This window comes from Haloferax sp. S1W (genome assembly GCF_044593955.1).
Lineage (GTDB): Archaea > Halobacteriota > Halobacteria > Halobacteriales > Haloferacaceae > Haloferax.
The window spans coordinates 1,958,267-1,981,527 of record NZ_CP172595.1; the positions used below are offsets into that span (position 1 = coordinate 1,958,267).

Below are 23,261 nucleotides of genomic sequence, written 5' to 3' on the forward strand. Positions count from 1 at the left end.
ATCGATTCGATTCGAGTCGAGTCGTGTCGTGACGTTCAGTCCAAAGAGACGTTCAGAACGGTGCCGACGGGCCGAGGTCCGCTTCATCTTCTTCGGTTCCCTGTTCGACGTCCCCGTTCCAGCCGTCGAACCCGCCGCGAAGGCTGCTCACGTCGGCATCGACGTTCTCGTCGAGGACGGATGCGACGCGCTTGGAACTCTTGCCGACGTAGCAGGAGACGACGACTTCGTCGGGCCACTCGCGGTCGAACACCTCGGGACCGAGCGTCGCCGCCGGGAGGTTCTCCGACCCGGGGATGTGCCCCGAGGCGAACGAAGAGGGGTCTCGGATGTCGACGACGGCCACGGACTCGTCGTCGGCCAGTCGCTCGCGAAGTTCGTCGGGGGTCGTCTCTGCGACCATACGAGGCAGTCCGACCGAAGCGGGAAATGCGCGTCGCTTCCGGCGAGCGCCTCACGGCCGGGGACGTGGAACTCGGACGCCGTGCCGCGGGTTTATTCGGCGTGACTGCCAACGTCGGCTTATGACACTCTCACTCGACGCCACCCAACTCGAACGCTACTCTCGTCACATCATCATGGACGAAGTCGGCCCCGAGGGACAAGAGCGACTGCTGTCGGCGCGGGTCGTCGTCGTCGGGGCGGGTGGTCTCGGGTCGCCGGTCATCGAGTATCTCGCCGCCGTCGGCGTCGGTGAGTTGGTGGTCGTCGACGACGACGTGGTCGAGCGAAGCAACCTCCAGCGGCAGGTCATCCACCACGACGAGGACGTGGGCGACCCGAAAGCCCAGAGCGCCGCCGCGTTCGTCCGCGGCCTCAACCCGGACGTGAGCGTCGAACCAATCGAAGCCCGCGTGGACAAATCCAACGTCCACGAAATCGTCGCGGGCGCGGACGTGGTGGTCGACGCCTCGGACAACTTCCCGACGCGGTACCTGCTGAACGACGTGTGCCGATTCGAGGAAATTCCCCTCGTCCACGGCGCTATCTACAAGTTCGAGGGGCAGGCGACGACGCTTCTCCCCGAGGGTCCCTGCTACCGGTGTCTGTTTCCCGAAGCGCCCGAACCGGGGACGGTCCCGGACTGCGCGACGACCGGTGTCATCGGTGTCCTCCCCGGAACTGTCGGGTGTATTCAGGCGACTGAGGCCGTGAAGCTGCTTCTCGACGCGGGAGACCCACTCGATGGGAGGTTGCTATTCTACGACGCCATGGACATGACCTTCGAGACGGTGCCGTATCGAACGAACCCGGAGTGTCCCGTCTGCGGCGAGGGTGGGCTGGACTCTATCGCCGATATCGAGTACGTCGAGAGTTGTGCGATTTCGCTCGATTGACCGTCGCCAACTCAAAATACTCATGCATTGCTGACAAATAGCTGCTGAACGATGCGACGCCGAACAGCCCTCCAAACAATCGGCGCAACACTACTCGGAACAGTCGCCGGTTGTACGCAATTCGACGCCCAGCAATCCCACTCACCGTCGCCTGAATCGGGTTCGCCGACGACAGACTCTTCATCCGAGAGTGCTCCCCCCGAGTCGGTAACGACAGACGATTTCGAGTTTACTGCCACCGTTCTGCAACAAGCGACTGCGACGCATCCTGCTCGACTCCGACTCAAATTCACAAATACGAGTGAGTCAGAGCTATCGCTGTCAGGTGGCGAGGTTCTTCCGTTTTCGGCTATCCGCGGCGAACAGCAGGACGGCGACGCTCGACTGCTGCTCATCCCCGATGAAAAGGACTGGATAACACCGACAGACGGAGACGGAACCGTTCTCGATGTCCCGCTGATTCCGAACTCACGCACGAATGGCTGTTGGACGGCTGCATACGAAGGAACACTCCGTAAGCAGACCGCACTCCGCACACTGGTTGCACCGGGAGAATCCATCAGTCACGAGTATACGCTGTTGAATTGGACGGCTGACTCGTGTCTTCCCGCCGGTGCGTGGAAGTTCACTGACGAACAGATGGTGAGTTGGGAAGCCCAGACTGCGGAGTTCGAGGTCCCCTTCGAGGTTGCGGTGCACCTCGATGCAGACAAGACACTTTCAGTCACTGTGCCAGATCCACCGATTCGAACACACACGCAGTGATTCGAAGAGAAGTCCCGACTGAGTAGTCCGGCGACACGCCCCCGTTCGCTACCGATTGAACTCGAACGGGTTTTCCGAGTCGTCCGGCGCACCGGTTCCGTCGGCGACGACATCGGTCGCCGAACCATCGGCAGTTTCGCCGCCGGGAGAGTCGCCGTCAGCCGCTGATTCGAGTTGGGAAATCTCTTCTTCGAGTAGTGCGACTTCTTCGGCCGCCTCCGCGTCGCCGCCGACGAGTTCCTGGACGCGCCCCGCGAGTGCGTCGAGCGCGACGGTCTGGTCGGCCGTCGCGTCCGTGATGTCCGAGGTTGCGTCTTCGGCCGAGCGGGCGTGTTCCTGCGCCTGCTGAATCGTCGTCGTGACCTCCTCGATGTTGGTCGCCTGCGAGTCGGTCGCGCGAGCGACCTCCGAGATGCCGTTTGCGGCCGAGTCCGCCGCGTTGGCGATTTCAGTCAGCGATTCGAGCACGTCGCCGATTTCGCCCGAGGCGATTTGAATCTGCTCGTGGGACTGCTCGGAGGCCATCACCGTCTCGTCGGCCTGCTCTTGAATCTCCTCGATGCTCTCGGCGATTTCTTCTGTGTGTTCGTGGGTCTGATTGGCGAGTTGTTTGACCTCGTCGGCGACGACCGAGAAGCCTTCACCGGCCTCGCCCGCACGCGCGGCCTCGATGTTCGCGTTGAGCGCGAGCAGGTTGGTCCGGTCGGCGACCTCTGCGATGACTTCGACGACGTCCTCGATGACGCCCATCCGCTCTTGGAGTTCCATGACGCTGTCGAGCAACTCGTCGGAGATGTCGATGACCTGGTCGGTCGCAGACCGGATGCTCTGGCCCGCTTCCTTCCCGTTTTCTGCGGCCGCTTGCGCCTGATTCGCCGCCGAGGCGACTTCGTCGGACGTGGCCGCAATCTCCTGCATACTGGCCGAGAGGTTCTGCATCTCCTCGGACCCCTTCGAGAGGAGGTGCGTCTGTTCTTTCACCTGCGACTCGATGTCGGTCGCGGCCGTCGCCGCCCGCTGAATCGCCGTGCCGAGGTCGGCCGTGGTGTCGTCGACTTCGGAGGCGAGGCGCTCGAACCGCGCGGCCATCTCGTTGAGGTGGTCGAGGACGCGCACCACTTCCTCGTCGAGGACATCGTGCTCGTCTGTGAACTCCGCGCGCGCCGAGAGGTCGCCCTCGGTGATGCGCTGCATCGTTCCGGACACCTCGTCGACGAGCGTGAGCGACGCCTGTCCTTTGTTCACTTCCTCGGTTCGGTCGTGTATCGTCTCGATGACGCCGACGAGTTCATCGCCCTCGAACAACGGTTTCGCGGTGAACGAGATGTGTCGCTCGTCGCCGTTTTGGTCCACCATCGTACTCGAATCTTGGTAGAGGTATTGCGACGGGTTTGCGAAGGAGAGTCCGTACTTCTCGTCGGCGCGCTTCGGGGCGTCGAGTATCTTGTCTGCGAGCGTCTTCGCCCGGCGGCCGTCCGGGTAGAACAGTTCGCTCACGTGTTCGGACCCCAGCGCCTCGTCAGCCGAGACGCCGGTTAGCTCCGAAATCGGCTCGTTCCACGCGATGACGCGGTTTTCTGCATCGAGCATGAACACCGGTGCGCCAACCCCGTCCAGTAGTCCACCGAGGTGTATTTGCTCCGCGGCAGCGGTGACTGTTTCCCCCACCGCCGTCTGTGCCCCGCCGTCGGCGCGCGCGTCGGTCCCGAACCTCGGGACCAACCCCGCAAGTCGCGAACGCAGATCCATATGTCTCCCCCACGACCATTCCCACTATAATCCTATGGCAGTGATTATCATACATGATAGCGAGGACGTGTCGGATCGGCCCCGCTCGCACAGTGTGAATACCACCTACATGCCACAGGTGTCGTTGCGGTGACGCGAAAAAGTGAGTGTCCGGGTCGTTATCGAGCGCCGGGTTCGCTATCGAGCGTCGCTGTCGTCGCCGCCGGCACCGCCGTCAGTGACGGGTGACTGGGAGTGTGGCGTCTCGTTCACCTGTTCGTCGTCGAACTCGAACGACTGGTCGAGGTCGGTCTGTCCGGACTTGACTTCGAACGACGAGATGAGCGACATGAGGCGTTCGGCCTGCGAGGCGAGGCGGTCGGTCCCGCTGGAGACCTCGCTGAGCGACGCCGTCTGCTCTTCTGCGGCCGCGGCGACCGACTCGGACCGCGCTGCGGTCTCGTCGCTGATGTCGGTGACGCGGTCCATCATCGAGGCGACCTCTTCGGTCGAGGCGGCCTGTTCGTCGGTCGTCCGGCTAATCTCGTCGACGCCGTCTTTCGTCTCGCGGACGTTGTCGACGATGGTGTCGAGCGCGTCACGAGCGTTCGAAACCGCGTCCACGCCGGATTCGACGGCATCCTGCGTCTCGCGCATCTCGGTGACCGAGGCTTCGGACTTCGCCTGGACCTCTTCGATGGTCGCTTCGATTTCCTCGGCGGACTCCTTGGTCTCACCAGCGAGGTCCTTGACCTCGTTCGCGACGACCGAGAAGCCTTCACCCGCTTCACCCGCACGGGCGGCCTCGATGTTGGCGTTGAGCGCGAGGATGTTCGTCTGCTCGGCGATGTCGGTGATGAGTTCGACGATGTCGCCGATTTCGGCCATGTGCGATTCGAGTTCTTCGATGCGTTCGGCCGTCTGTTCGGTCTTCGACTCGACGTTTTCGATGGTGTCGATGGCGTCGGCCGTCGCGGTGTGTCCCGCTTCGCTGGCTTCGAGCGTGTGTTCGGCAGTGCGTTCGAGTTCGGTCGCCGAGGACGCGACTTCCTCGATGGTCGCCGAGAGGTTGCTCGTCTCGTTCGTGGTCTGGCGGAGGTTCTCCTGTTGCTCGTGTGCGCCCTCGGCCATGACCTGCGTGGACTCGCTGACCTCGCGGCTTGCGCGTTCGATTTCCTGCGCACTCGCGGTCACTTCTTCGCTGGCGGCCGCGACCGTCTCGGCGAACGAGGCCACCTCGGCGATGGTCGCTTCGAGTTCCTCGGCCATCTCGTTGAACGACCGGGCCATCTCGTTCATCGCCTCGTTGTCGGCGTCCTCGCTCATGCGACTCGTGAGGTCGCCGTCGGCCGCGGCGGACAGCGCGTCACCGAACTCTTCTGCCTTCGTTTCGAGTTCGACGATGAGCGCTTCGAGGTCCTCGTGGGTCTGGCCCATCGCTTCACCGAACGACCCGGGAACGTCCTCGTCGAGGACGGGGTCGTCGAACTCCTTCGCCGCGAGAGCTTCGGCCTGCCCGGCGACCGTCGTCAGATACGACTGCATCTCGGCGAACGAATTGTACAACTGGCCCATCTCGTCGATGCGGGCCGTAGACGGAACCTCACCATCGACTTCGCCGCTGGCAATCTGGTCTGCGTTCTGTGCGACCGTTGCGAGTGACTTCGCGGTGCCCCGACCAATCGTCAGACCGACGAGGAACAGCGCGCCAATCGCGAATGCCACGAGGGACATGACGTTTCGCGTCACCGTCGTCTGGAGCGAGAATGCGCGTTCCGACGGAACGTGGTAGGTGAGTACCCAGTCGGTTCCGGTGATGGGTGCGTACGCCATCACGTACTGCCCGGCTTCCATTCCGGTACGGGCGGAGACGAGTTTGTAGCCCGTCTGTCCCGTGAGCGCGGCATCGATTGCCGTGACCGAGCCTTCCGACGCGGTGTACTGGTCCAGAAGCGATGCTTTCCGGTTGTCGAGAAGGATCGTTCCCTCCTCGGTGACGACCTTCACGTCACCCGTCGCAAACGGCGATTTAAACTCGTGAGACCGCGCTTCGAGCGACGCGGTCAGGACGATGAATCCGTTGGAGTCGGAGACCGGCGCGACGAACGCGACGACGGAGTCGCCGCCCACGTCGTACGGTGCGGACGTCTGGGCGTCGGTCGACTGCGCGAACGAGGCGGCGCGCTCCGCCCACGGTGCGTCGATGCTGTCGAGCGATGCGCCGCTGGTTCCGTCGTTCGTGCTGGCGACGACCGACCCGGCGTCGGCATCGACGTAGTGGAGCGACCGAACGTCACCCGGGAGTTCGATGAGTTTCTGTTCGAGCCATCGCTCGTGGTCTGCGTTCGACGTGTTCGTCGGCCGTTCGGCGAGCGCCTCTGAGAGGAACGAAACCGTGGACTCCTTGGTGGCCGTCCAGTCGGCGACGGCGCGGGCTTCCGTCTCCGCGACGCCCCGAATCTCCTCTTCGGTCTGTTGTTCGACGACCGACTTCGTGTCGAAGTGGATGAACGCACCCGCCGCACCCATCACGACGACGATGAGCAGGAGCGCGAGACCGAACTTGGCTGCGTAGCGGCGGCGAACCACGTTCGGCAGCACCCGTTCGAGCGCGTCTGCGACGCGCTTCAGCGGCGAACTCATTGGCCACCTCCCGACTCGAAGAACTGCCGTTGCAGCAGTTCCAACTGCTCGACGTTCCCGCCGTGGATGCGCTCGACGAGGTAGGAACTCAGCGGTTCGAGCGAGGATGTCAGGTCGACGCCACTCGCAGCACCCTGGTAGTTCAGGTCGCGGCCCGCGGAGACGAGCGACCGAACGCGGTCGAACTCGCCGACAGAGACGGTGTGGCCCGTCCCACCGGAGACGGACTGAATCGTCTCGGAGATAGCGGGGCCGCTCGCTTCGCCCGCCTTCTCCGCGGCGGCGGCCATCAAGAAGAGCGCATCGTACGCGTTCGCCGCGTATGGCGCGAGCGGTGCGATGTCCGACAGGCGGCGAGAGAGGTTGAAGTAGCCATCTGTGCGCACTGACGAGAGGGACGCGCTGTAGAATCCCTCGTAATACGACGGGACGTCGCCGCTGAACATCCCCGCCGAGAACACCCACGGAGCCTCGTAGTCAGACGCGCCGTAGGCGTCGAGGATGCCGTGTTCCTGCCCGGGCACGCTGACGAAGCCCACTGCGTCGGGGTCGTCGGCGAAGACATCGTCGAGAACGGCGTCGAAGGAGTCCGCAGACGGGTCGTACCCGACATCGGCGACGACTGTCGCATCGAGGTTCGCCGAAACTTCCGCGGCGAGACCAGACCCGAAGGCGTTGTCAATAGCGAGGAGCGCGACGGACTCGGCACCGACGTACTGCGGCGCGTCCAGAATCTTCGCCATCGCAATCGCCTGGAGGATGTCGCTGGGGACGGTTCGACCGAAGTACTTCCGGCCGTCGGCGGTCCCGGCATCGCTCAGCTTCGGATTGGTACTCGCCGGGCTCATCTCCATGATACCGTCATCGGCCGCCTTCGGCGCGAGCGCAATCGACGCGTCGCTGACGAGCGCCCCGACGAACCCCACGACACCCTCATCGACGAGCGACTGGTACCCCTCGACGGCGGTGTCGGGATTACCCTTGCTGTCGATAGCCGTCAGTTCGACCGGACGGCCGAGAATCCCATCACCGTCGTTCACGTCGGCGATGGCCTGTTCGACCGCCCGCTTACCGTGCGTTCCGACCGTCTCGAGGGAACCGCTGAGCGGTAGTATCGCCCCGAAGCGGACGGGGTCGGTTGATTTCGTATCGAGCGCTCCCACACACCCCGACAGCGAACCGAGTGCGACGGCGCTCCCGGCGGCGCGAAGAAGCCCTCGTCGATTATACGAGAGAGTCACGTTTGACCGAATATCGAACCGATATATAATGTTGGGCCGCCGATTATCAACATCTATATTTCTATGTCAAATAACGATAAATATTCAGACCAGATGGGAGTTCTGGCAATATAGTTGGAATTCTTCCACATACTACACCCACAAATCAAGGATGGGTCTTCGATAACACACCGCTCAGGTAGGAAGAGACACCGTACAGTTGTCGTCGGTGAGTTGTCATCGGTGGGGCCGTCCGCACGCGCCATCGTAGCGTTTTATCCGCGCCCCGACCCACGTGCGGATATGACTGCTCAGGGAATCGTCGGTCAGTTCCTCTCGTTGAAAGCGGAGACCGACGCCGACCTCCTCGCCATGCAGTGTGGCGACTTCTACGAGTTCTTCGCCGACGACGCCGAGACGGTCGGGCGCGAACTCGACCTCAAGGTGTCACAGAAGTCGTCGCACGGCTCGTCGTACCCGATGGCGGGCGTGCCGCTTGCCGACCTGACGCCCTACCTCAAGGCGCTGGTCGAACGCGGCTACCGCGTCGCCGTCGCCGACCAGTACGAGACCGAATCGGGCGACCTTCGTCGGAAAATCACGCGCGTCGTGACGCCCGGCACGCTCCTCGAAACCTCGCGGGCCGACGCCCAGTTCCTCGCCGCCATCGTAACGGGTCGCAGCGGCGGCCTCGGCCTCGCGTTCGCCGACGTGACGACCGGCCAGTTCCTCGTGACCGAAGCCGACACCGTCGAGGACGCCGCGGCCGAACTCTATCGCTTCTCGCCGGTCGAAGTCCTCCCCGGACCCGACCTCCGAACCGACGACGAGACGCTCTCACACCTCCGCGAAGCCACGAACGCCTCCTTCTCGCTTTTCTCCAGCGAGGCGTTCGCACCGGGTCGTGCCCGCCACGCCGTCCGCGAACAGTTCGGCGAGTCCACTGTCGACAGCGTCGGCCTCGACTCCGAACTAGCGACTCGCGCCGCCGGTGGTATCCTCGGGTACGTCGAGGAGACGGGTGCGGGCGTCCTGCGGTCGATGACCCGCCTCCGCGTCTACCACCCGAGCGACTTGCTCGAACTGGACGCGACGACCCAGCGCAACCTCGAACTCACGGAGACGATGCACGGCGACCGCTCCGGGTCGCTGTTCGACACTATCGACCACACGGTCACCGCGCCGGGCGGGAGACTCCTCCGCGAATGGTTGACCCGACCACGGCGGGACCGCGACGAACTCGCCCGCCGACTCGACGCCGTGGAGTCGCTGGCCTCGGCCGCCCTCGCCCGTGAGCGCGTCCGAGACGTATTGGATGGTGCGTACGACCTCGAACGACTCGCCTCGCGCGCCGCATCCGGCAGCGCGGACGCTTCTGCGCTCCTCTCGGTCCGCGACACGCTGGGCGTCCTTCCCGCGCTTGCCGACGCCATCGAAGGGACCGAACTCGCCGACACGCCTCTCGCGGACGTGGTTGCCAGACCCGACAGCGACGCTGCCGCCGACCTGCGGGTGGACCTCGCCGACGCGCTCGCCGAGGACCCGCCGAAGACGGTTACACAGGGCGGACTCTTCCAGAAAGGCTACGACGAGGAACTCGACGACCTCATCGAGCGCCACGAGTCGGCGAAGTCGTGGATTGCGACGCTCGCCGACCGCGAAAAGCGTCAGCACGGCCTCTCGCACGTCACGGTCGACCGCAACAAGACCGACGGCTACTACATTCAGGTCGGCAAGTCCGTCGCCGACCAGGTGCCCGACCACTACCGCCAGATTAAGACGCTCAAGAACTCCAAGCGGTTCGTCACCGAAGAGTTAGCGGAGAAAGAACGCGAGATTCTCCGTCTCGAAGAGGCACGCGGCGACCTCGAATACGAACTGTTTCAGGACCTCCGCGAGCGCGTCGCCACCCGCGCCGAACTCCTACAGGACGTAGGCCGCGCAATCGCGGAAATCGACGCCCTCGCGTCGCTTGCGACGCACGCCGCCGGAAACGGGTGGGCGCGCCCGGAACTCACCGACCCCGGCGTCCTCCACGTCGAAGCGGGTCGTCACCCGGTCGTCGAGACCACGACCGACTTCGTTCCGAACGACCTCCACATGGACGACGACCGCGGCTTCCTCATCGTCACCGGGCCGAACATGTCGGGGAAGTCGACCTACATGCGACAGGCCGCGCTCATCACGCTCCTCGCGCAGGTCGGGAGTTTCGTCCCGGCGCAGTCGGCGACTATCGGCGTCGTCGATGGCATCTACACCCGCGTCGGCGCACTAGACGAACTCGCACAGGGTCGCTCGACGTTCATGGTCGAGATGCAGGAGCTGTCGAACATCCTCCACTCCGCCACCGACGAGTCGCTCGTCATCCTCGACGAGGTGGGACGTGGGACCGCGACCTACGACGGCATCTCTATCGCGTGGGCCGCAACCGAGTATCTACACAACGAAGTCCGCGCGAAGACGCTTTTCGCCACCCACTACCACGAACTGACGAGCCTCGCCGACCACCTCGACCGGGTTGCGAACGTTCACGTCGCCGCCGACGAGCGCCACGGCGACGTGACCTTCCTCCGGACCGTCGTGGACGGGCCAACGGACCGAAGTTACGGGATTCACGTCGCCGACTTGGCAGGGGTTCCACGGCCCGTCGTAGACAGAGCCTCCGACGTGCTCGACCGACTCCGTCAGGAGAAGGCAATCGAGGCGAAAGGCTCGGGGTCGTCCGAACCCGTGCAGGCCGTCTTCGACGTGGGAAGCGGGCAGATGAAAGTCGAGAGTGAAGGTGGAAGCCGAAGCAAGCGCGCAGGCGGCAGTCCCGCGAACGGGAACGTCGACCACGCACCGCAGCACAACACACCCGGTTCCGGGTCCGACTCGGAAGCCGACTCCGACCCCGCCATCGGCCCCGAAACCGAAGCAGTCCTCGACGAACTCGAATCGGTAGACGTGAACGCCACGTCGCCGCTGGACTTGATGGCGAAGGTGCAGGCGTGGCAGTCGAAACTGGAGGGTGACGAATGACGGACATCGTCCAACTCGACGAAAAGACCATCCAGCGAATCGCCGCCGGGGAGGTAGTCGAACGCCCCGCCTCGGTCGTGAAGGAACTCGTCGAAAATAGCCTCGACGCGGACGCGACACGAGTCTCGGTCGCCGTCGATTCGGGTGGCGTCGAAGGTGTCCGCATCCGCGACGATGGCGTCGGGATGTCCGAAGAGGAACTCGAACTTTCGGTCCGCGAGCACACGACGAGCAAGATTTCCGACATCGAGGACCTGGAGGCCGGTGTCGGGACTCTCGGGTTCCGCGGCGAGGCGCTCCACACCATCGGGGCCGTCTCGCGGATGACAATTCGCTCCAAACCCCGCGGCGGCGACGTGGGGACCGAACTGCAGTACGAAGGCGGCGAGGTCGAGTCGATTCGGCCCGCCGGGTGCCCGGAGGGAACTGTCGTCGAAGTCGAAGACCTCTTTTTCAACACGCCCGCCCGCCGGAAGTTCCTGAAGACGACGGCCACGGAGTTCGACCACGTCAACACCGTCGTCACGCACTACGCGCTGGCGAATCCGGGCGTTGCCGTCTCGCTCGAACACGACGACCGCGAGGTGTTCGCTACCGAAGGACGCGGCGACCTCGCATCGACGATTCTGTCGGTCTACGGCCGCGAAGTCGCCGAAGCGATGGTCCCCGTCGAGTACGACGCTGCGGGCGTCTCGGTTTCAGGGCTCGTCAGTCACCCCGAGACGACGCGCAGTACCCGCGACTACCTCTCGACGTTCGTCAACGACCGCTACGTCACTGCACGCGTCCTCCGTGAAGCTGTCCTCGACGCCTACGGCGGGCAACTCGACGCCGACCGCTATCCCTTCGCAGTCCTGTTCGTCGAAGTCGCCCCCGACGGCGTGGACGTGAACGTCCACCCACGGAAGATGGAGGTCCGATTCGACGACGAGACGCAGGTCCGACAGGCCGTGACCGACGCCGTCGAAGACGCCCTGCTGTCGAACGGTCTCGTCCGGTCGTCGGCACCACGTGGGTTGTCGAAGGCCGACGAGACGCCTATCGAACCCGGCGGCGAAGACAGTGAAGTCGACGGCGACGATTCGGACGAACAGGCTGCCGACCCGAACGAGGAGGGTGTATCGGCCGAGGACCCGCACGACGTTCACGCGGCAGCGGCTGACGGTGAGGAGTCAGCGGCCGAGCGGCCGAGCGCGAGAGACGTGCAGGCGAAACGCGACCGACCGCAAAGCGCCGATGCCCAATCATCTGATTCGGACGCGACAACGGCCTCCGGGTCGGAAGCGACAGCATCCGACGACGTGAACCAGTCGCCGCCGCCGACACCGCCCCGCGAATACGACCTCGCGCCCGGCCCGGAGCGAACGTCGCAGTCGTCGCTGGATAGCGGATCGCAGTCCTCGCCGGATAGCGGGTCGCAGTCGTCGTCCGACGCCGGTGTACCAGCTTCGCTGGATACGGATTCCGACAGCAATAGCGACCGACCGACCGATTCGACCACGAACACCCCGACGCGCCGCATCTCTGCCCCGACGACCCAGCGCGACCTCTCGGGCGAGGAAGCCACGCTCGAACCCGAGTTCGACTCGCTCCCGTCGATGCGCATCCTCGGGCAACTCATGGACACCTACATCGTCGCCGAGACGGGAGAGGGGTTGGTCCTCGTCGACCAGCACGCCGCCGACGAGCGGGTGAACTACGAGCGCCTGAAGGCCGAAATCGAGGGCGACACGCCGACACAGGCGCTGGCAGACCCGGTCGAACTCGAACTGACCGCGCGCGAAGCGACCCTCTTCGAAGAGTACCGCGAGGCAGTCGCACAAGTCGGCTTCCACGCGGGTCGAACCGGCGAGCGGACCGTCACGGTTCGGACCGTTCCCGCGGTCTTCGACGCCGCGCTGGACCCCAAACTCGTCAGAGACGTGTTGACCGCGTTCGTCCAAGACGAGTCCGACGGCGGCCAAAAGACGGTCGATGCCGTCGCCGACGACCTGCTTTCCGACCTCGCGTGTTACCCGTCGATTACGGGCAACACCTCGCTGCGGGAGGGGTCGGTCCTCGACCTGCTGTCGGCACTGGACGACTGCGACAACCCCTATGCGTGTCCGCACGGCCGCCCGGTCATCGTCGAGTTCGACCGCGACGAAATCGAAGCGCGGTTCGAGCGCGACTATCCCGGCCACGGTGGCCGCCGCACAGAGGATTGAAGTCAGGCCGCCGAGAGAGTCGAATCGATGCACCCGCTGGTCTTCGTCGGGATTTTGTTCGGGCCGCTGGTCCTCGTGGTGTCGTATCTCTTTACCGCTGCGACCGGACCGAGCGTCCCCGCGTGGGCCGACCCCGTGGGGGAGGCAATTCGATTCTACGGGACGGCACTCGCCGTCATCGTCGGGCCGCTGGCGCTTCACATGGACCGAATGACGTTGGCTCGTGAGTCGAACTGGGTGCCGTCTCCGCTGTACTACCTCGTGGGCATTCCGTTCCTCAGCATCCCCATCTCGTTTATTTACCTCGTCCGGCGTCTGACTGGGGCGTAAGGGCAACAAGGCGGCTTGCGCTGGCGACGACACGCCGACTTGGTCGCGTGATTCGACGCCAACGCCGGACGTTTATACGGTGCCATCGAACGCCTCTGCATGACCGACCTCGTGACCTTCGGCGAAACGATGCTTCGCCTGTCGCCGCCGCGTGGCGAGCGACTGGAGACTGCCCGCGAGTTCGAAGTCCAGGCTGGTGGCGCAGAGAGTAACGTCGCCGTCGCTGCCGCCCGACTCGGCCGCGACGCGGCGTGGTTCTCGAAACTCCCCGACTCACCGCTCGGCCGCCGTGTCGTCGGCGAACTGCAAAGCCACGGCGTCACCACCGACGGCGTCGTCTGGGACGACGAGCACCGACAGGGTCTCTACTACCTCGAACACGGCGTCGCGCCGCGACCGACAAACGTCGTCTACGACCGCGCGAACGCCGCGGTGACGACCCTCGAAACGGGCGAAGTTGACCTCGACGCCGTCCGCGACGCCGACGTGTGTTACACCAGTGGTATCACGCCCGCACTCTCCGAAACGCTCCACGAGACGACGAAGGCTGTGCTCGAAGCGGCACAGGAAGCGGGAACGACCACCGCGTTCGACCTGAACTACCGGACGAAGCTCTGGACTCCTGACGAGGCCGCCGCAGCGTACCGCGACCTGTTCGACGCAATCGACGTGTTGTTCGCCGCCCAGCGCGACGCCGAAACCGTTCTCGGACGCGATGGGGACGCCGAAGCGGTCGCCCGCGGCCTCGCAGCCGACTACGACTTCGAGACGGTCGTCGTCACCCGCGGTGCGGAGGGGTCGCTCGCGCTCGCCGACAGCGACGTGTACGAACAGGGCGTCTACGAGGCCGAAACCCACGATGCAATCGGCACGGGCGACGCCTTTGTTGGCGGATATCTCGCGAAGTATCTCGACGGCGGCAACGTGGCAGAGTCGCTGCAATGGGCCTCGGCAACGGCATCGTTCAAGCGAACCATCGAGGGTGACGTGGCTGTCGTCACACCCGAAGACATCGAGCGCGTCGTCGCCGACGAGGGCGACGGCATCTCACGATAGGTAACTAGTTTTTCGTTTTATTTGCATTATCAGTCATCTGAGAATCGGCACATTCTACGCGAATCGGCATGTGGCGTGTCGACACGACTGCCATAAGATTTTCTACGAAGAGTGAATTTGCAATCGAAACGCAATGAAACGAATCACAGTCTTGTTCGCCGCACTGTTGGTGACGGCCGCTGTCCCCGTTGGGACGGTCACCGCCCAGCAGTCGGGAAGCGAGGCGTCTGCGTACACTGGGACGCACGTCTCCTTTGATACGGAATCGGATGCAGTGACGAACTACACCGTCGACGGCGTGACCGTCCTCGAATCGGTCGAGACGACGGCCAAAGCCGACGCGAGCGTCGGACTCGACGTGGCGCTGTCCGCCGTCACCGACTTCGACGCGAGTGGTCTCTCGCTCTCCGCGGAGAGCGACGTAAACGCCACAGTCGAGGCCGAAAGCGGCGCAACCATCCGTGCGCACGACAACCCGAAGGGGACGCTTGTCGTCGCCGCGGGCAACGAGTCGCAGTATGTGACCGCCAACCTCGGGGCGAATGCGACGGCCGAACAGGCCGGTGACGCGCGCGTCGTCGTCGAGCGCGACGGCCGGTCCGGCGCGTTCCTCGTTGTCGGCGAGGGCACCGTCACCGTCAACGACGAGGGTAACGTCACCGCCGACCTGAGCGAGGACGCCCGCCTCGTCTTCCGCAGTTACGAGGGTGAACGCTCCGAGAACGACGACCACACGGAGCAACTCATCGCCAACGGGTCCGCCGCGGCCGAAGTCTACGTGACGCAGGACGGCGACCAGACGACGGTCGACACCGTCAACTACGACGGCACCACGACCCTCGAAGTGACCGAGCAGACGACGGACAACATCACTGTGACCGTCGACCGGTCGGTCCACGACGGGACTGTCGTCGTCACGTCTGTCTCCGAAGATGCACTCGCCGCAACCGACAACCTTTCTGTGACCGTCGATGGTGAGGCCGCCGTCGAGGCCGATAGCTACACGGAACTCGCGGCCGCCGCGAACGACGGTGAAACCTCGAAGTACCTCGTTCAGGAGACCAACGCCGAGGGTGACGTGACCGTCCTCGTCGCTGTAAACCACTTCTCCGAGCGCCAGATTACGATGTCCTCTGCCGAGTCGTCCACGACGAACGAGACGACGACCGAATCGGACACCTCGACCACGACCGAGTCCAACGACGCAACCACGACTGAGTCCGGCAAGACGACCGAACACGGGTCGTCCGACTCGTCTGAGACGACCACGTCGTCCACGAGCGCTCCCGGGTTCGGTGTCAGCGTCGCACTCGCCGCACTCGCCGGTGCGGCCCTCGTCGCTCGTCGGCGCGTGTAACGCCGTCTGAGTAACGAGTTCTCACTTCTGCTGACGCCCTTCCGTCCTCCATTCGTTTTTGACGGGCGACCGCCCAGACAGCAGTGCAGTTCGTGTGCACCCCGACCCAACGACTAAGCGCTCTCCGCTCGCGCGACACAGTATGACACACGTCCTTATCATCGGTGCCTACGGAAGCGCCGGGGTGGCTGTCGCCGACAAACTGGTCCCGCACGTCGGCGACGACATCGACCGTCTCACGTTCGTCGACGACGGCGACCCGGCGGGTGGCCTCTGTATCCTCCGCGGGTGCATGCCGTCGAAGGAACTCCTCTCGGCGGCGGGACACCACTATCAGGCGCGACACGACGACCGACTGGCCGGAGATGCACCCGAGATGGACCTCGATGCAATCGTCGAAACGAAGGACGAGCACATCTCGGGGTTCGCCAGCCACCGCCGGGCCGCGGTCCGGAAGATGGCCGAGACGGATGGCGTCGAACTCGTCCGCGAGCGCGGTCAGTTCGTCGGCGAGCGTCGCGTCCGGGCGGGTGACCGCGAGTTCGACCCCGACTACGTCGTCGTCGCCACCGGGTCGTCTCCGTTCGTCCCAGACCTCCCGGGCCTCGACGAAGTCGGATTCTCGACCAGCGCGGACGTACTCGACGCGACCGACCTCCCCGACTCGGGCGTCGTGATGGGATTCGGCTACGTCGGTCTGGAACTCGTCCCGTACCTCGCCGAGGCGGGCGTCGACCTCACGGTCATCGAGCACGACGAGCGCCCAATCGACGAGGCGGACCCCGAATTCGGCGACGAACTCCTCGACATCTACCGTGACGATTTCGGCGTGGAGATTCGGACCGAAGTGTACGAAGAGCGGGTCGAATCGACCGACGACGGCGGCGTCCGCCTCCACCTCGACGACGGGTCGGCAGTCGACGCCGACGAGGTGTTCCTGTTCACCGGACGAGAGCCGAACATCGACGGCCTGAACCTCGATGCGGCAGGCATCTCACCGGGCGAGGGATGGGTGGACGACACGATGCGCGCTGTCGACGACGAGCGCGTGTACGTGGTGGGCGACGCAAACGACAGGGAGCCGATTCTCCACGTCGCCAAGGAGCAGGGCTTCGTCGCCGCCGACAACATCCTCGCCGACATCCGGGGCGGCGACCTCTCGGAGTACCACAACGTCCACCACCACGTCATCTTCTCCGGGGCGACGGTGTACCCCTACGCCCGCGTCGGCCACTCGGCGGCGTCGGCGGCGGACGCGGGACTCGAACACGCCGTCGTCACCCGAGAAGCCCGCGACGACGGGGTGTTCAAGACCAAGGCGACGCCGAAGGGACTGGCCAGTCTCGTCGTCGGACCCGACGGAACCGTTCTGGGCTATCAGGGACTGCACTACCACGCCGACGTGATGGCGAAGACGATGCAGGTCGCCGTCGAGATGGAACTTAACGTGTCCGACATCCCCGACCGGGCGTATCATCCAACAACACCCGAGATTCTTGACTCGTTATTCCGACAAGCGTTAGCAGAATTGGACGAATAAACAACCAAAGCGCCCATTTCTCGTCTCGAAAGGGTTAGATTGAAATTGGCTACCATGGAAGACGGTATCGGTAATGGCAACTCTCTCGTTCGAACCGTTGACATACGATGACATCCCGGACGACGAGCGTCCCTCGCTCGCGCAGGCGCTCGTCCCCGTCGTCGGAATGCTCGTGTTCCTGAGTGTTGGGGTCATCTGGCTCGGTCTCGACCCGCAGTTGCCGCTCCTGTGGGGGATTATTCTCACCGGCGCGGTCGGTCGATACTGGCTCGGAATTCCGTGGTCTCGCCTCTCGGAGGGCATCCGCGACGGCATCAACATGGGGATGTCTGCACTGCTCATCCTCCTCGTCGTCTACATGCTCATCTCGACGTGGACCGCCGCAGGAACGATTCCAGCGCTCATCTACTACGGTCTGGACTTCCTCTCACCGGAGGTGTTCCTGCCCGTCGCAACGCTGCTTTCGGCCATCGTCACCTTCGCCATCGGGTCGTCGTGGACGACGGCCGCAACCCTCGGCGTCGCCTTCATCGGCATCGGGTCCGGTCTCGGCATGCCGAACGCGATGACCGCCGGTGCGGTCCTGACGGGCGCGTACACCGGTGACAAGGTGTCGCCGTTTTCCGACACGACGAACCTCGCGGCGGCCGTCACGAACACGGAACTCCTGACCCACGTTCGTACGATGCGCGTCGGGACGAGCATCGCGCTCGTCATCTCGCTCGTGGCGTACACCGCCCTCGGTCTCACGGCCTCCGGGAACATCCCCGCGGGGCGCGTCGCCGAGATTCAGGCAGCGCTTACGAGCACGTACGCGCTCTCGCCGCTCGTCTTCGCGCCGCTCGTGGTCACGTTCGTGCTCGCACTTCGCGGCTACCCCGCGCTGCCGTCTATCATCGCGGGCGTCGTGGCCGGGACGCTCACCCAGTTGTTCGTGCAGGGTCCCATCGCTGTCGACACCTTCGTCGGCGCGTGGAACGTCGCGTTTGCGGGGACCTCCCCCTCGACCGGCGTCGAGACGGTCGATTCGCTGCTCGCGTCGGGCGGCCTGCTCGGGTCGTCGTGGACGATGACCGTCATCATCGCGTCGCTGTCGCTCGGCGGCATCCTCGAACGAACCGGTTGTATCGCGGTCATCGCACACGAACTGCGCCGCGTGCTCACCTCGGTTGCCTCGCTCACCGTCGGGACGGCCGCCTCGTCGCTGGCGATGAACGCCATCGCGGCCGACCAGTACATGAGTATCGTCGTCCCCGGCATGAGCTTCCGCGGCCTCTACGACGACTTCGAACTCGAAAGCCGAAACCTCTCGCGAGCCATCGAATCCGCCGGGACGACCACCAGTGCGCTCATCCCGTGGGGGACCGGCGGCGCGTACATGGCCGACGTACTCGGCGTCCCGACGCTCCAGTACGCCCCGTACTACTTCCTCGGGTTCCTTTCGCCTGTCATCCTCATCATAATGGGGCTGACCGGGTGGCGAATCACGAAGGAAGGCTCCGACACGCAAGCCGGTCTCCGCGGCGCGTTCGCGTCCTTCGCTGACGACGACGACTGAACCGCGAGAGACACTCATTTTTCGGACACTCACCCCGGACCGGTAGTCGTATTTTCGTCCGTCGAGTAGCCGCGGCCATGGAGGTCACGACGGCCGGACAGTTTCGGGTCTACCGCAGTCCGCGGGACCGAGACGAGACGCTCTTGCTCGAACTCCCTGACGACGACGTGGACTGGACCGACCCCACCGCCGCGGCCGACGCCGAGGACGCCTTCTCGCCGACGTACGTCCCCCACGACGAGTACGATGGCGCGCTCGGCGAGACCCTCGGGATGCTCGAACCCGGCAACGTCGTCGACGCGACGCTCACGTGGGACGACGGCAACCCACGATTTGCCGACGTGGCAATCACCGACCGGACGCGATTCCGGTTCGTCGGGGCCGCAACGGGCCTGTTCGATGCCGCGAGAGAGACGTGGCGGGCGGTCGAAGACGCCGGGGAAGCAATGGGGTCGCGCGTCACCTACAGCACCGAGCGCGACCCGAACGCGGTGCTCTACGTCTTTGCCAAACAACCCGGCGCGCGCGACCTGTTCGAGGAGTTCAGAGACGGTGTTCTTCCACTGGACCCGCTCGTGGGCCGGGTCGACGAACAGGCTGACGCCCCCGACGCGCCACGTGAGGTGTTCGTGATGCGCCCCTTGGACGAACCGTTCGTCCTCGTCGCTATCGCGTTCGACAAGGCCGGACTGTTCGCGCGGACGATGCGCGAGACGTACTGCGACGCGTGATTCGGGTCGGGCGACGAATGCAGTTGGATACCCAACACTTACACCAACAGAACACACCAGAGTCAGGACAGCAATGGCGTCGCGTACGACTCGGTACAGTGGGTTAGTGGCTCTTCTCGGAGGATACATGGCAATCCTCGTGTATGGAGCAGGAACGGGGACACCCGTGGACGGACTCAAAGGTGTCTACGTTGGATTAGTTCTATTCGGCGGAGGTGCGGCCCGGGCCGTGTGGACCGAATGTTTCGACAACAGCCATCCGGCCGAGGCAGTGATGTTTCTGGCCGCCGGGGTGGCGTTCGGATACAGCGGACTCTCGGTATTCTCGGTCGTCCCGTCGGTTCAGTACGCGAGCCTCGTCGGCGATGTTTCGTTGCTCGTCGCCGTCGGACTCATGATTTTTTGTCGCCATCGGTCTCCGTCAGCGGCCTGAACACGCGACAGTGCGCATCAAAAGACGAAGTACACGCCCGCACCGACGAGCGCGCCCCCGATGATGAGACGAACGGCGCTCGTGCCGCGGACGAAGAGCGCGAACGTGGTGATTCCCAGTACGATTCTAAATAGGTCGGGTGCACCGGTCGTAGGGGTGACGAAGGCGTCGCCTGCGAGTGAAACGGTCGCGCCCAGAATCGCCCCGACCACGGCCGCGTTGACGCCCACGAGCGCCGACCGAACCACGTCGTTGTCGCGGATACGCGCGAAGTAGGGAAACAGAATCGTGACGAAGAGAAACGAGGGCGCGAACGCTCCGAGCATGGCGACGAACGCGCCGAGGACGGCCGTGGGGACGCCTTCGGGGAGCATCAGCGCGTATCCGACAAAGGCCGTCGTCATCACCACTGGACCGGGCGTGAGTTGCCCGATGGCGATGCCATCGACGAACTGACTGCCGGTCAACCAGCCGAACTCGGTGACGACGTACTTCTCGATGAAGGGGATAAGAACCAGTCCGCCGCCGTAGATGAACGACCCGGTGTAGAGCATGAACAAGAAGAGTTTGACCCACGTGTTCGCCCAGAGCGCGGCGGCGACGCCCGCGACCACACCGCCGATTCCGGTTGCCGACTCCCCGGACGAGCGGTTCAGCAGGAAGTCCACAACTCGGTCGCGGAACCACCAGAGTGCGCCGACGAAAGCGGTGGCAACGCCAGCAATCGTGAGTTCCCGAGCGTGGTCGGCGAGCCAGTCGCGCCGGTAGAACCCGAGGGCGACGAATCCGGCGACGACGAACTCGACGAGCGGGTTCGGATTCACGACGACTGTGGCGGCGAGCGTCGCGGCAAGGAGGACGACCAGTCGCAGGTCGATTTCCCACTCGTCGTCCAGTATCGAGAGCGTGAGGTCGATGTCACCCTCGGCGAGCGCGCTTTTTCCCATCCGAAACGACGCGCCCGCGATGAGGCCGATGACGACCGGGTTGATACCGTAGAAAAGCGCCTCCTTCGCCGGGAGGGTTCCGTAGGCGAAGTAGAGGTACGAAAAGCCGACGACGAGGAGGAACGTCGGGAGCATGAACGCGGCCCCCGCCGCGAGAGCGCCGAGAGTTCCCGCGCGGACCCACCCCATGAGGATGCCGAGTTGCGTCGATGCGGGGCCGGGGAGGGTGTTGCAGATGGCCAGTCCTTCCATGAACCGCGACTGGTCTATCCACCCGTCGTCGCCGACGAGTTCGTCTTCCATCATGGCGATGTGGACCAGCGGGCCGCCGAATCCGACGATACCGAGTTTGAGGAAAAAGCGGACGATTTCGACGAGACGGGCGGGCGTGGGGTCGCCTCTGAAGGTCGCGGTTGCTGTCGAACCGCCGTCGGACTTCGGCACCGCCCCCGAAGATTGGGGCGAGTCACCCGTCGTATCTGTCACACGAAACTAGGCGGGGCGAATCCTCAAAAAGACGCACCTCAGAGTGCTTTGGAGCGGTATCGAGGTCTCCCGAAACTCGGTAGCCAAGGGGAGTCAGGTGACGCTTAGTCCCACTCGGGTTCGACCTTCGCAGTCGGTTCCTCGCCCGCGAAGACGCGCTTGATGTCCGCCGCGGTCTGTTCGTTGACTTCGGCGCGGGCCTCGGCCGAACACCACGCGGCGTGGGGTGAGAGAACCGCGTTTTCCAGTTCGCGGAGCGGCGAGTCCTCGCGCAGCGGTTCGGTCTCGAACACGTCGAGTCCGGCGGCCGCGATGTCGCCCTCACGGAGCGCATCGACGAGCGCGGCTTCGTCGATGACCTCGCCGCGGCCGGTGTTGACGACGATAGCGTCGTCGTCGAGCGCGTCGAAAGCGTCGGCATCAACCATGCCGCGCGTCTCGGGCGTCGCGGGCGCGTTGACAGCGAGGTAGTCGGCGCGGGCGTAGAGGTCCGAGAGCGTGACGCGCTCGACGCCGTACTCGTCGAGCGTCGCGTCGTCGATATATGGGTCGTGGGCGACGAAATCGACGCCGAAACCACTGCAGAGTTCGGCTGTCCGCTGGGCAATCGCGCCGAACGAGAGAAATCCGAGGGTGCGGCCCTTCATGCGGTGGAGTTCGCGCCCGGGCGTCGCGGGCCACTCACCGGCCCGCACGGCGCGGTCGTAGGAGGGCGTCGCGCGAATACACGACAGGAGGAGCGCAACGGTGTGGGTGGCGACTTCGTCGGTGCAGTACGAGGGGACGTTGGTGACGACGACGCCGCGCTCGGCCGCCGCCTCGACATCGATGTTGTCGAATCCGACCGCAGCGCGTGCGACGACTTTCAAATCGAGTCGGTCGAGCGCATCGGCAGTGACGGGCGTGTTGATGTCCGTCACGACGGCGTCCGCGTCGGCCGCCTCGCAGGCCTCCACGAGTGCCTCGGCCGACCCGAGTTCGGCAGTCGTCACCACAGCATCGGCACCGAGGACGCGACGCTGGTGGTCGGGGTCCACCATGTGAAAGTCGCTGAGCACGACAGAATAACTCATATTCGAGTGAATAGTTTTGTCCGAGAGTACTTGGTTCTATCTCGGATTCTCAGAAAATAACCGATGCGAACGATAGTGAGGGACTTCGAGCGCGTGAAGCGAGTCTCGGGATGGCGCAAGTGCGCAAGGCGTGACTAGGGGAGAGTAGAGAAACACAGCGGGGGACCCGATTCAGTTCTGTTGTGACCAACGCTGGTAGACGGCTGAGCCACCGAGGACAGCGAACACAACCGACGCGAGAAGGGGCGCGCCGACGGCGGAAATGAAGGGAACGCCGACGGCGACGGCAATCATAAGAACGATTCCGAGGGCGGCCAGCGCAGCGTAATACTCGCTCCACGAGAGTTCGCCCTCGGGAACGACTTCCATATAGACGGTCACGTCGGCCGCCTCCTCCAACGTGACAACCTTCGAGTTCTCGTCGTACGAGACGATGTCCAGTTCGGACAGTTTCGGGATGTGCGTCTGTTGGAGCGAGACGTACGCGCTCTGTCTGATGTTTCGCGGGGGCGGCGTCTCCCCCGTTTCTGCCTCCGCGATTCGCTCGGAGAGGTCGCGGAGTGTTAGCTCTTCGGTGTCCTGTAGAAATTCGATCGCCATCCGTCGGCGGTCGTTGCTCAACACCTCGTGTATACGGGTCTCGGATAAGTCGGAGTCAGTTGTGCTCGCCATGCGAGGATTCGATTGATTCGTGACTGGTCGCTTGTGCTATATCAACGATTCGCCTCGGTTATCTCCGTTGAAAACGGCAATACCGGGGAGTGGGTTCGGAATTCGACGACAGCGGCTGGTTTCTGGGATGCTTCTGCGGAGAGAGTTCGTCGTTTAG

18 protein-coding genes are annotated in these 23,261 nt (G+C 64.3%); 11 read left to right on the forward strand and 7 right to left on the reverse strand.

Features of this window, described 5'->3' with window-relative positions; all coding sequences use genetic code 11:
• Positions 1 to 52: 52 nt before the first annotated feature.
• Positions 53 to 403 carry a rhodanese-like domain-containing protein gene (locus tag ACH9L7_RS10260; protein ID WP_396610616.1) on the reverse strand — a complete coding sequence of 117 codons (351 nt, stop codon included), beginning with the start codon at positions 401 to 403 and terminating at the stop codon, positions 53 to 55.
• A gap of 121 nt (positions 404 to 524) precedes the next feature.
• On the opposite strand from ACH9L7_RS10260, the gene ACH9L7_RS10265 reads away from it, so the two are divergent.
• Positions 525 to 1,337 (forward strand): HesA/MoeB/ThiF family protein, encoded by an 813-nt coding sequence (locus ACH9L7_RS10265; RefSeq protein WP_396610617.1) that lies wholly within the window; start codon positions 525 to 527, stop codon positions 1,335 to 1,337.
• A 51-nt stretch (positions 1,338 to 1,388) separates the two neighbouring features.
• Complete coding sequence (locus tag ACH9L7_RS10270) at positions 1,389 to 2,102, forward strand: hypothetical protein (protein WP_396610618.1); 714 nt, start codon at positions 1,389 to 1,391, stop codon at positions 2,100 to 2,102.
• 48 nt (positions 2,103 to 2,150) lie between these two features.
• Here the strand turns inward: ACH9L7_RS10270 and ACH9L7_RS10275 are convergent, their stop codons facing one another.
• The 3 genes from ACH9L7_RS10275 to ACH9L7_RS10285 all read right to left on the reverse strand — a co-directional run bounded on the left by ACH9L7_RS10275 (position 2,151) and on the right by ACH9L7_RS10285 (position 7,588).
• A complete protein-coding gene (locus ACH9L7_RS10275; protein ID WP_396610619.1) occupies positions 2,151 to 3,851 on the reverse strand; it encodes a methyl-accepting chemotaxis protein in 1,701 nt (566 codons plus the stop codon).
• A gap of 177 nt (positions 3,852 to 4,028) precedes the next feature.
• Positions 4,029 to 6,473, reverse strand: a complete 2,445-nt coding sequence (locus tag ACH9L7_RS10280) for a methyl-accepting chemotaxis protein (RefSeq protein ID WP_396610620.1) — start codon at positions 6,471 to 6,473, stop codon at positions 4,029 to 4,031.
• Positions 6,470 to 7,588 (reverse strand): ABC transporter substrate-binding protein, encoded by a 1,119-nt coding sequence (locus ACH9L7_RS10285; protein ID WP_396613263.1) that lies wholly within the window; start codon positions 7,586 to 7,588, stop codon positions 6,470 to 6,472. Before ACH9L7_RS10285 ends, ACH9L7_RS10280 begins: the two co-directional genes overlap by 4 nt.
• A 408-nt stretch (positions 7,589 to 7,996) precedes the next feature.
• Between ACH9L7_RS10285 and mutS the strand changes: the two genes are divergently transcribed.
• The 9 genes from mutS (at position 7,997) to ACH9L7_RS10330 (ending at position 19,926) form a co-directional block, all read left to right on the forward strand.
• The gene (gene mutS, locus ACH9L7_RS10290; protein WP_396610621.1) at positions 7,997 to 10,714 is read left to right on the forward strand and encodes a DNA mismatch repair protein MutS; all 2,718 of its coding nucleotides are present in this window, start codon (positions 7,997 to 7,999) and stop codon (positions 10,712 to 10,714) included.
• Positions 10,711 to 12,921, forward strand: coding sequence for a DNA mismatch repair endonuclease MutL (mutL, locus tag ACH9L7_RS10295; RefSeq protein ID WP_396610622.1), 2,211 nt, complete (start codon positions 10,711 to 10,713; stop codon positions 12,919 to 12,921). The genes mutS and mutL overlap by 4 nt, the downstream gene beginning before the upstream one ends.
• Before the next feature lie 27 nt (positions 12,922 to 12,948).
• A complete protein-coding gene (locus ACH9L7_RS10300) occupies positions 12,949 to 13,251 on the forward strand; it encodes a hypothetical protein (RefSeq protein ID WP_396610623.1) in 303 nt (100 codons plus the stop codon).
• 99 nt (positions 13,252 to 13,350) lie between these two features.
• Complete coding sequence (kdgK1, locus tag ACH9L7_RS10305) at positions 13,351 to 14,307, forward strand: bifunctional 2-dehydro-3-deoxygluconokinase/2-dehydro-3-deoxygalactonokinase (protein ID WP_396610624.1); 957 nt, start codon at positions 13,351 to 13,353, stop codon at positions 14,305 to 14,307.
• Positions 14,308 to 14,440: 133 nt separating this feature from the next.
• Positions 14,441 to 15,664: a PGF-CTERM sorting domain-containing protein gene (locus tag ACH9L7_RS10310; protein WP_396610625.1), complete on the forward strand. Its 1,224-nt coding sequence runs from the start codon at positions 14,441 to 14,443 to the stop codon at positions 15,662 to 15,664.
• Positions 15,665 to 15,806: 142 nt separating this feature from the next.
• The gene (locus ACH9L7_RS10315; RefSeq protein WP_396610626.1) at positions 15,807 to 17,204 is read left to right on the forward strand and encodes a dihydrolipoyl dehydrogenase family protein; all 1,398 of its coding nucleotides are present in this window, start codon (positions 15,807 to 15,809) and stop codon (positions 17,202 to 17,204) included.
• Positions 17,205 to 17,277: 73 nt separating this feature from the next.
• Positions 17,278 to 18,762, forward strand: coding sequence for a Na+/H+ antiporter NhaC (gene nhaC, locus ACH9L7_RS10320; RefSeq protein ID WP_396610627.1), 1,485 nt, complete (start codon positions 17,278 to 17,280; stop codon positions 18,760 to 18,762).
• 77 nt (positions 18,763 to 18,839) lie between these two features.
• Positions 18,840 to 19,493: a DUF6663 family protein gene (locus tag ACH9L7_RS10325; protein ID WP_396610628.1), complete on the forward strand. Its 654-nt coding sequence runs from the start codon at positions 18,840 to 18,842 to the stop codon at positions 19,491 to 19,493.
• A gap of 127 nt (positions 19,494 to 19,620) precedes the next feature.
• On the forward strand, positions 19,621 to 19,926 hold the full coding sequence (locus ACH9L7_RS10330; protein WP_396610629.1) for a hypothetical protein: 306 nt from the start codon (positions 19,621 to 19,623) through the stop codon (positions 19,924 to 19,926).
• Between the two features lie 17 nt (positions 19,927 to 19,943).
• On the opposite strand, the gene chrA is transcribed toward ACH9L7_RS10330, so the two are convergent.
• From chrA to ACH9L7_RS10345, 3 genes are all read right to left on the reverse strand, one after another.
• On the reverse strand, positions 19,944 to 21,317 hold the full coding sequence (gene chrA / locus ACH9L7_RS10335) for a chromate efflux transporter (RefSeq protein WP_396613264.1): 1,374 nt from the start codon (positions 21,315 to 21,317) through the stop codon (positions 19,944 to 19,946).
• A gap of 146 nt (positions 21,318 to 21,463) precedes the next feature.
• Positions 21,464 to 22,432, reverse strand: coding sequence for a C-terminal binding protein (locus ACH9L7_RS10340; protein WP_396610630.1), 969 nt, complete (start codon positions 22,430 to 22,432; stop codon positions 21,464 to 21,466).
• 171 nt (positions 22,433 to 22,603) lie between these two features.
• Entirely contained in the window at positions 22,604 to 23,032 is a 429-nt protein-coding gene (locus ACH9L7_RS10345; RefSeq protein ID WP_396610631.1) for an ArsR family transcriptional regulator, read from the reverse strand.
• Between the last annotated feature and the right edge of the window lie 229 nt (positions 23,033 to 23,261).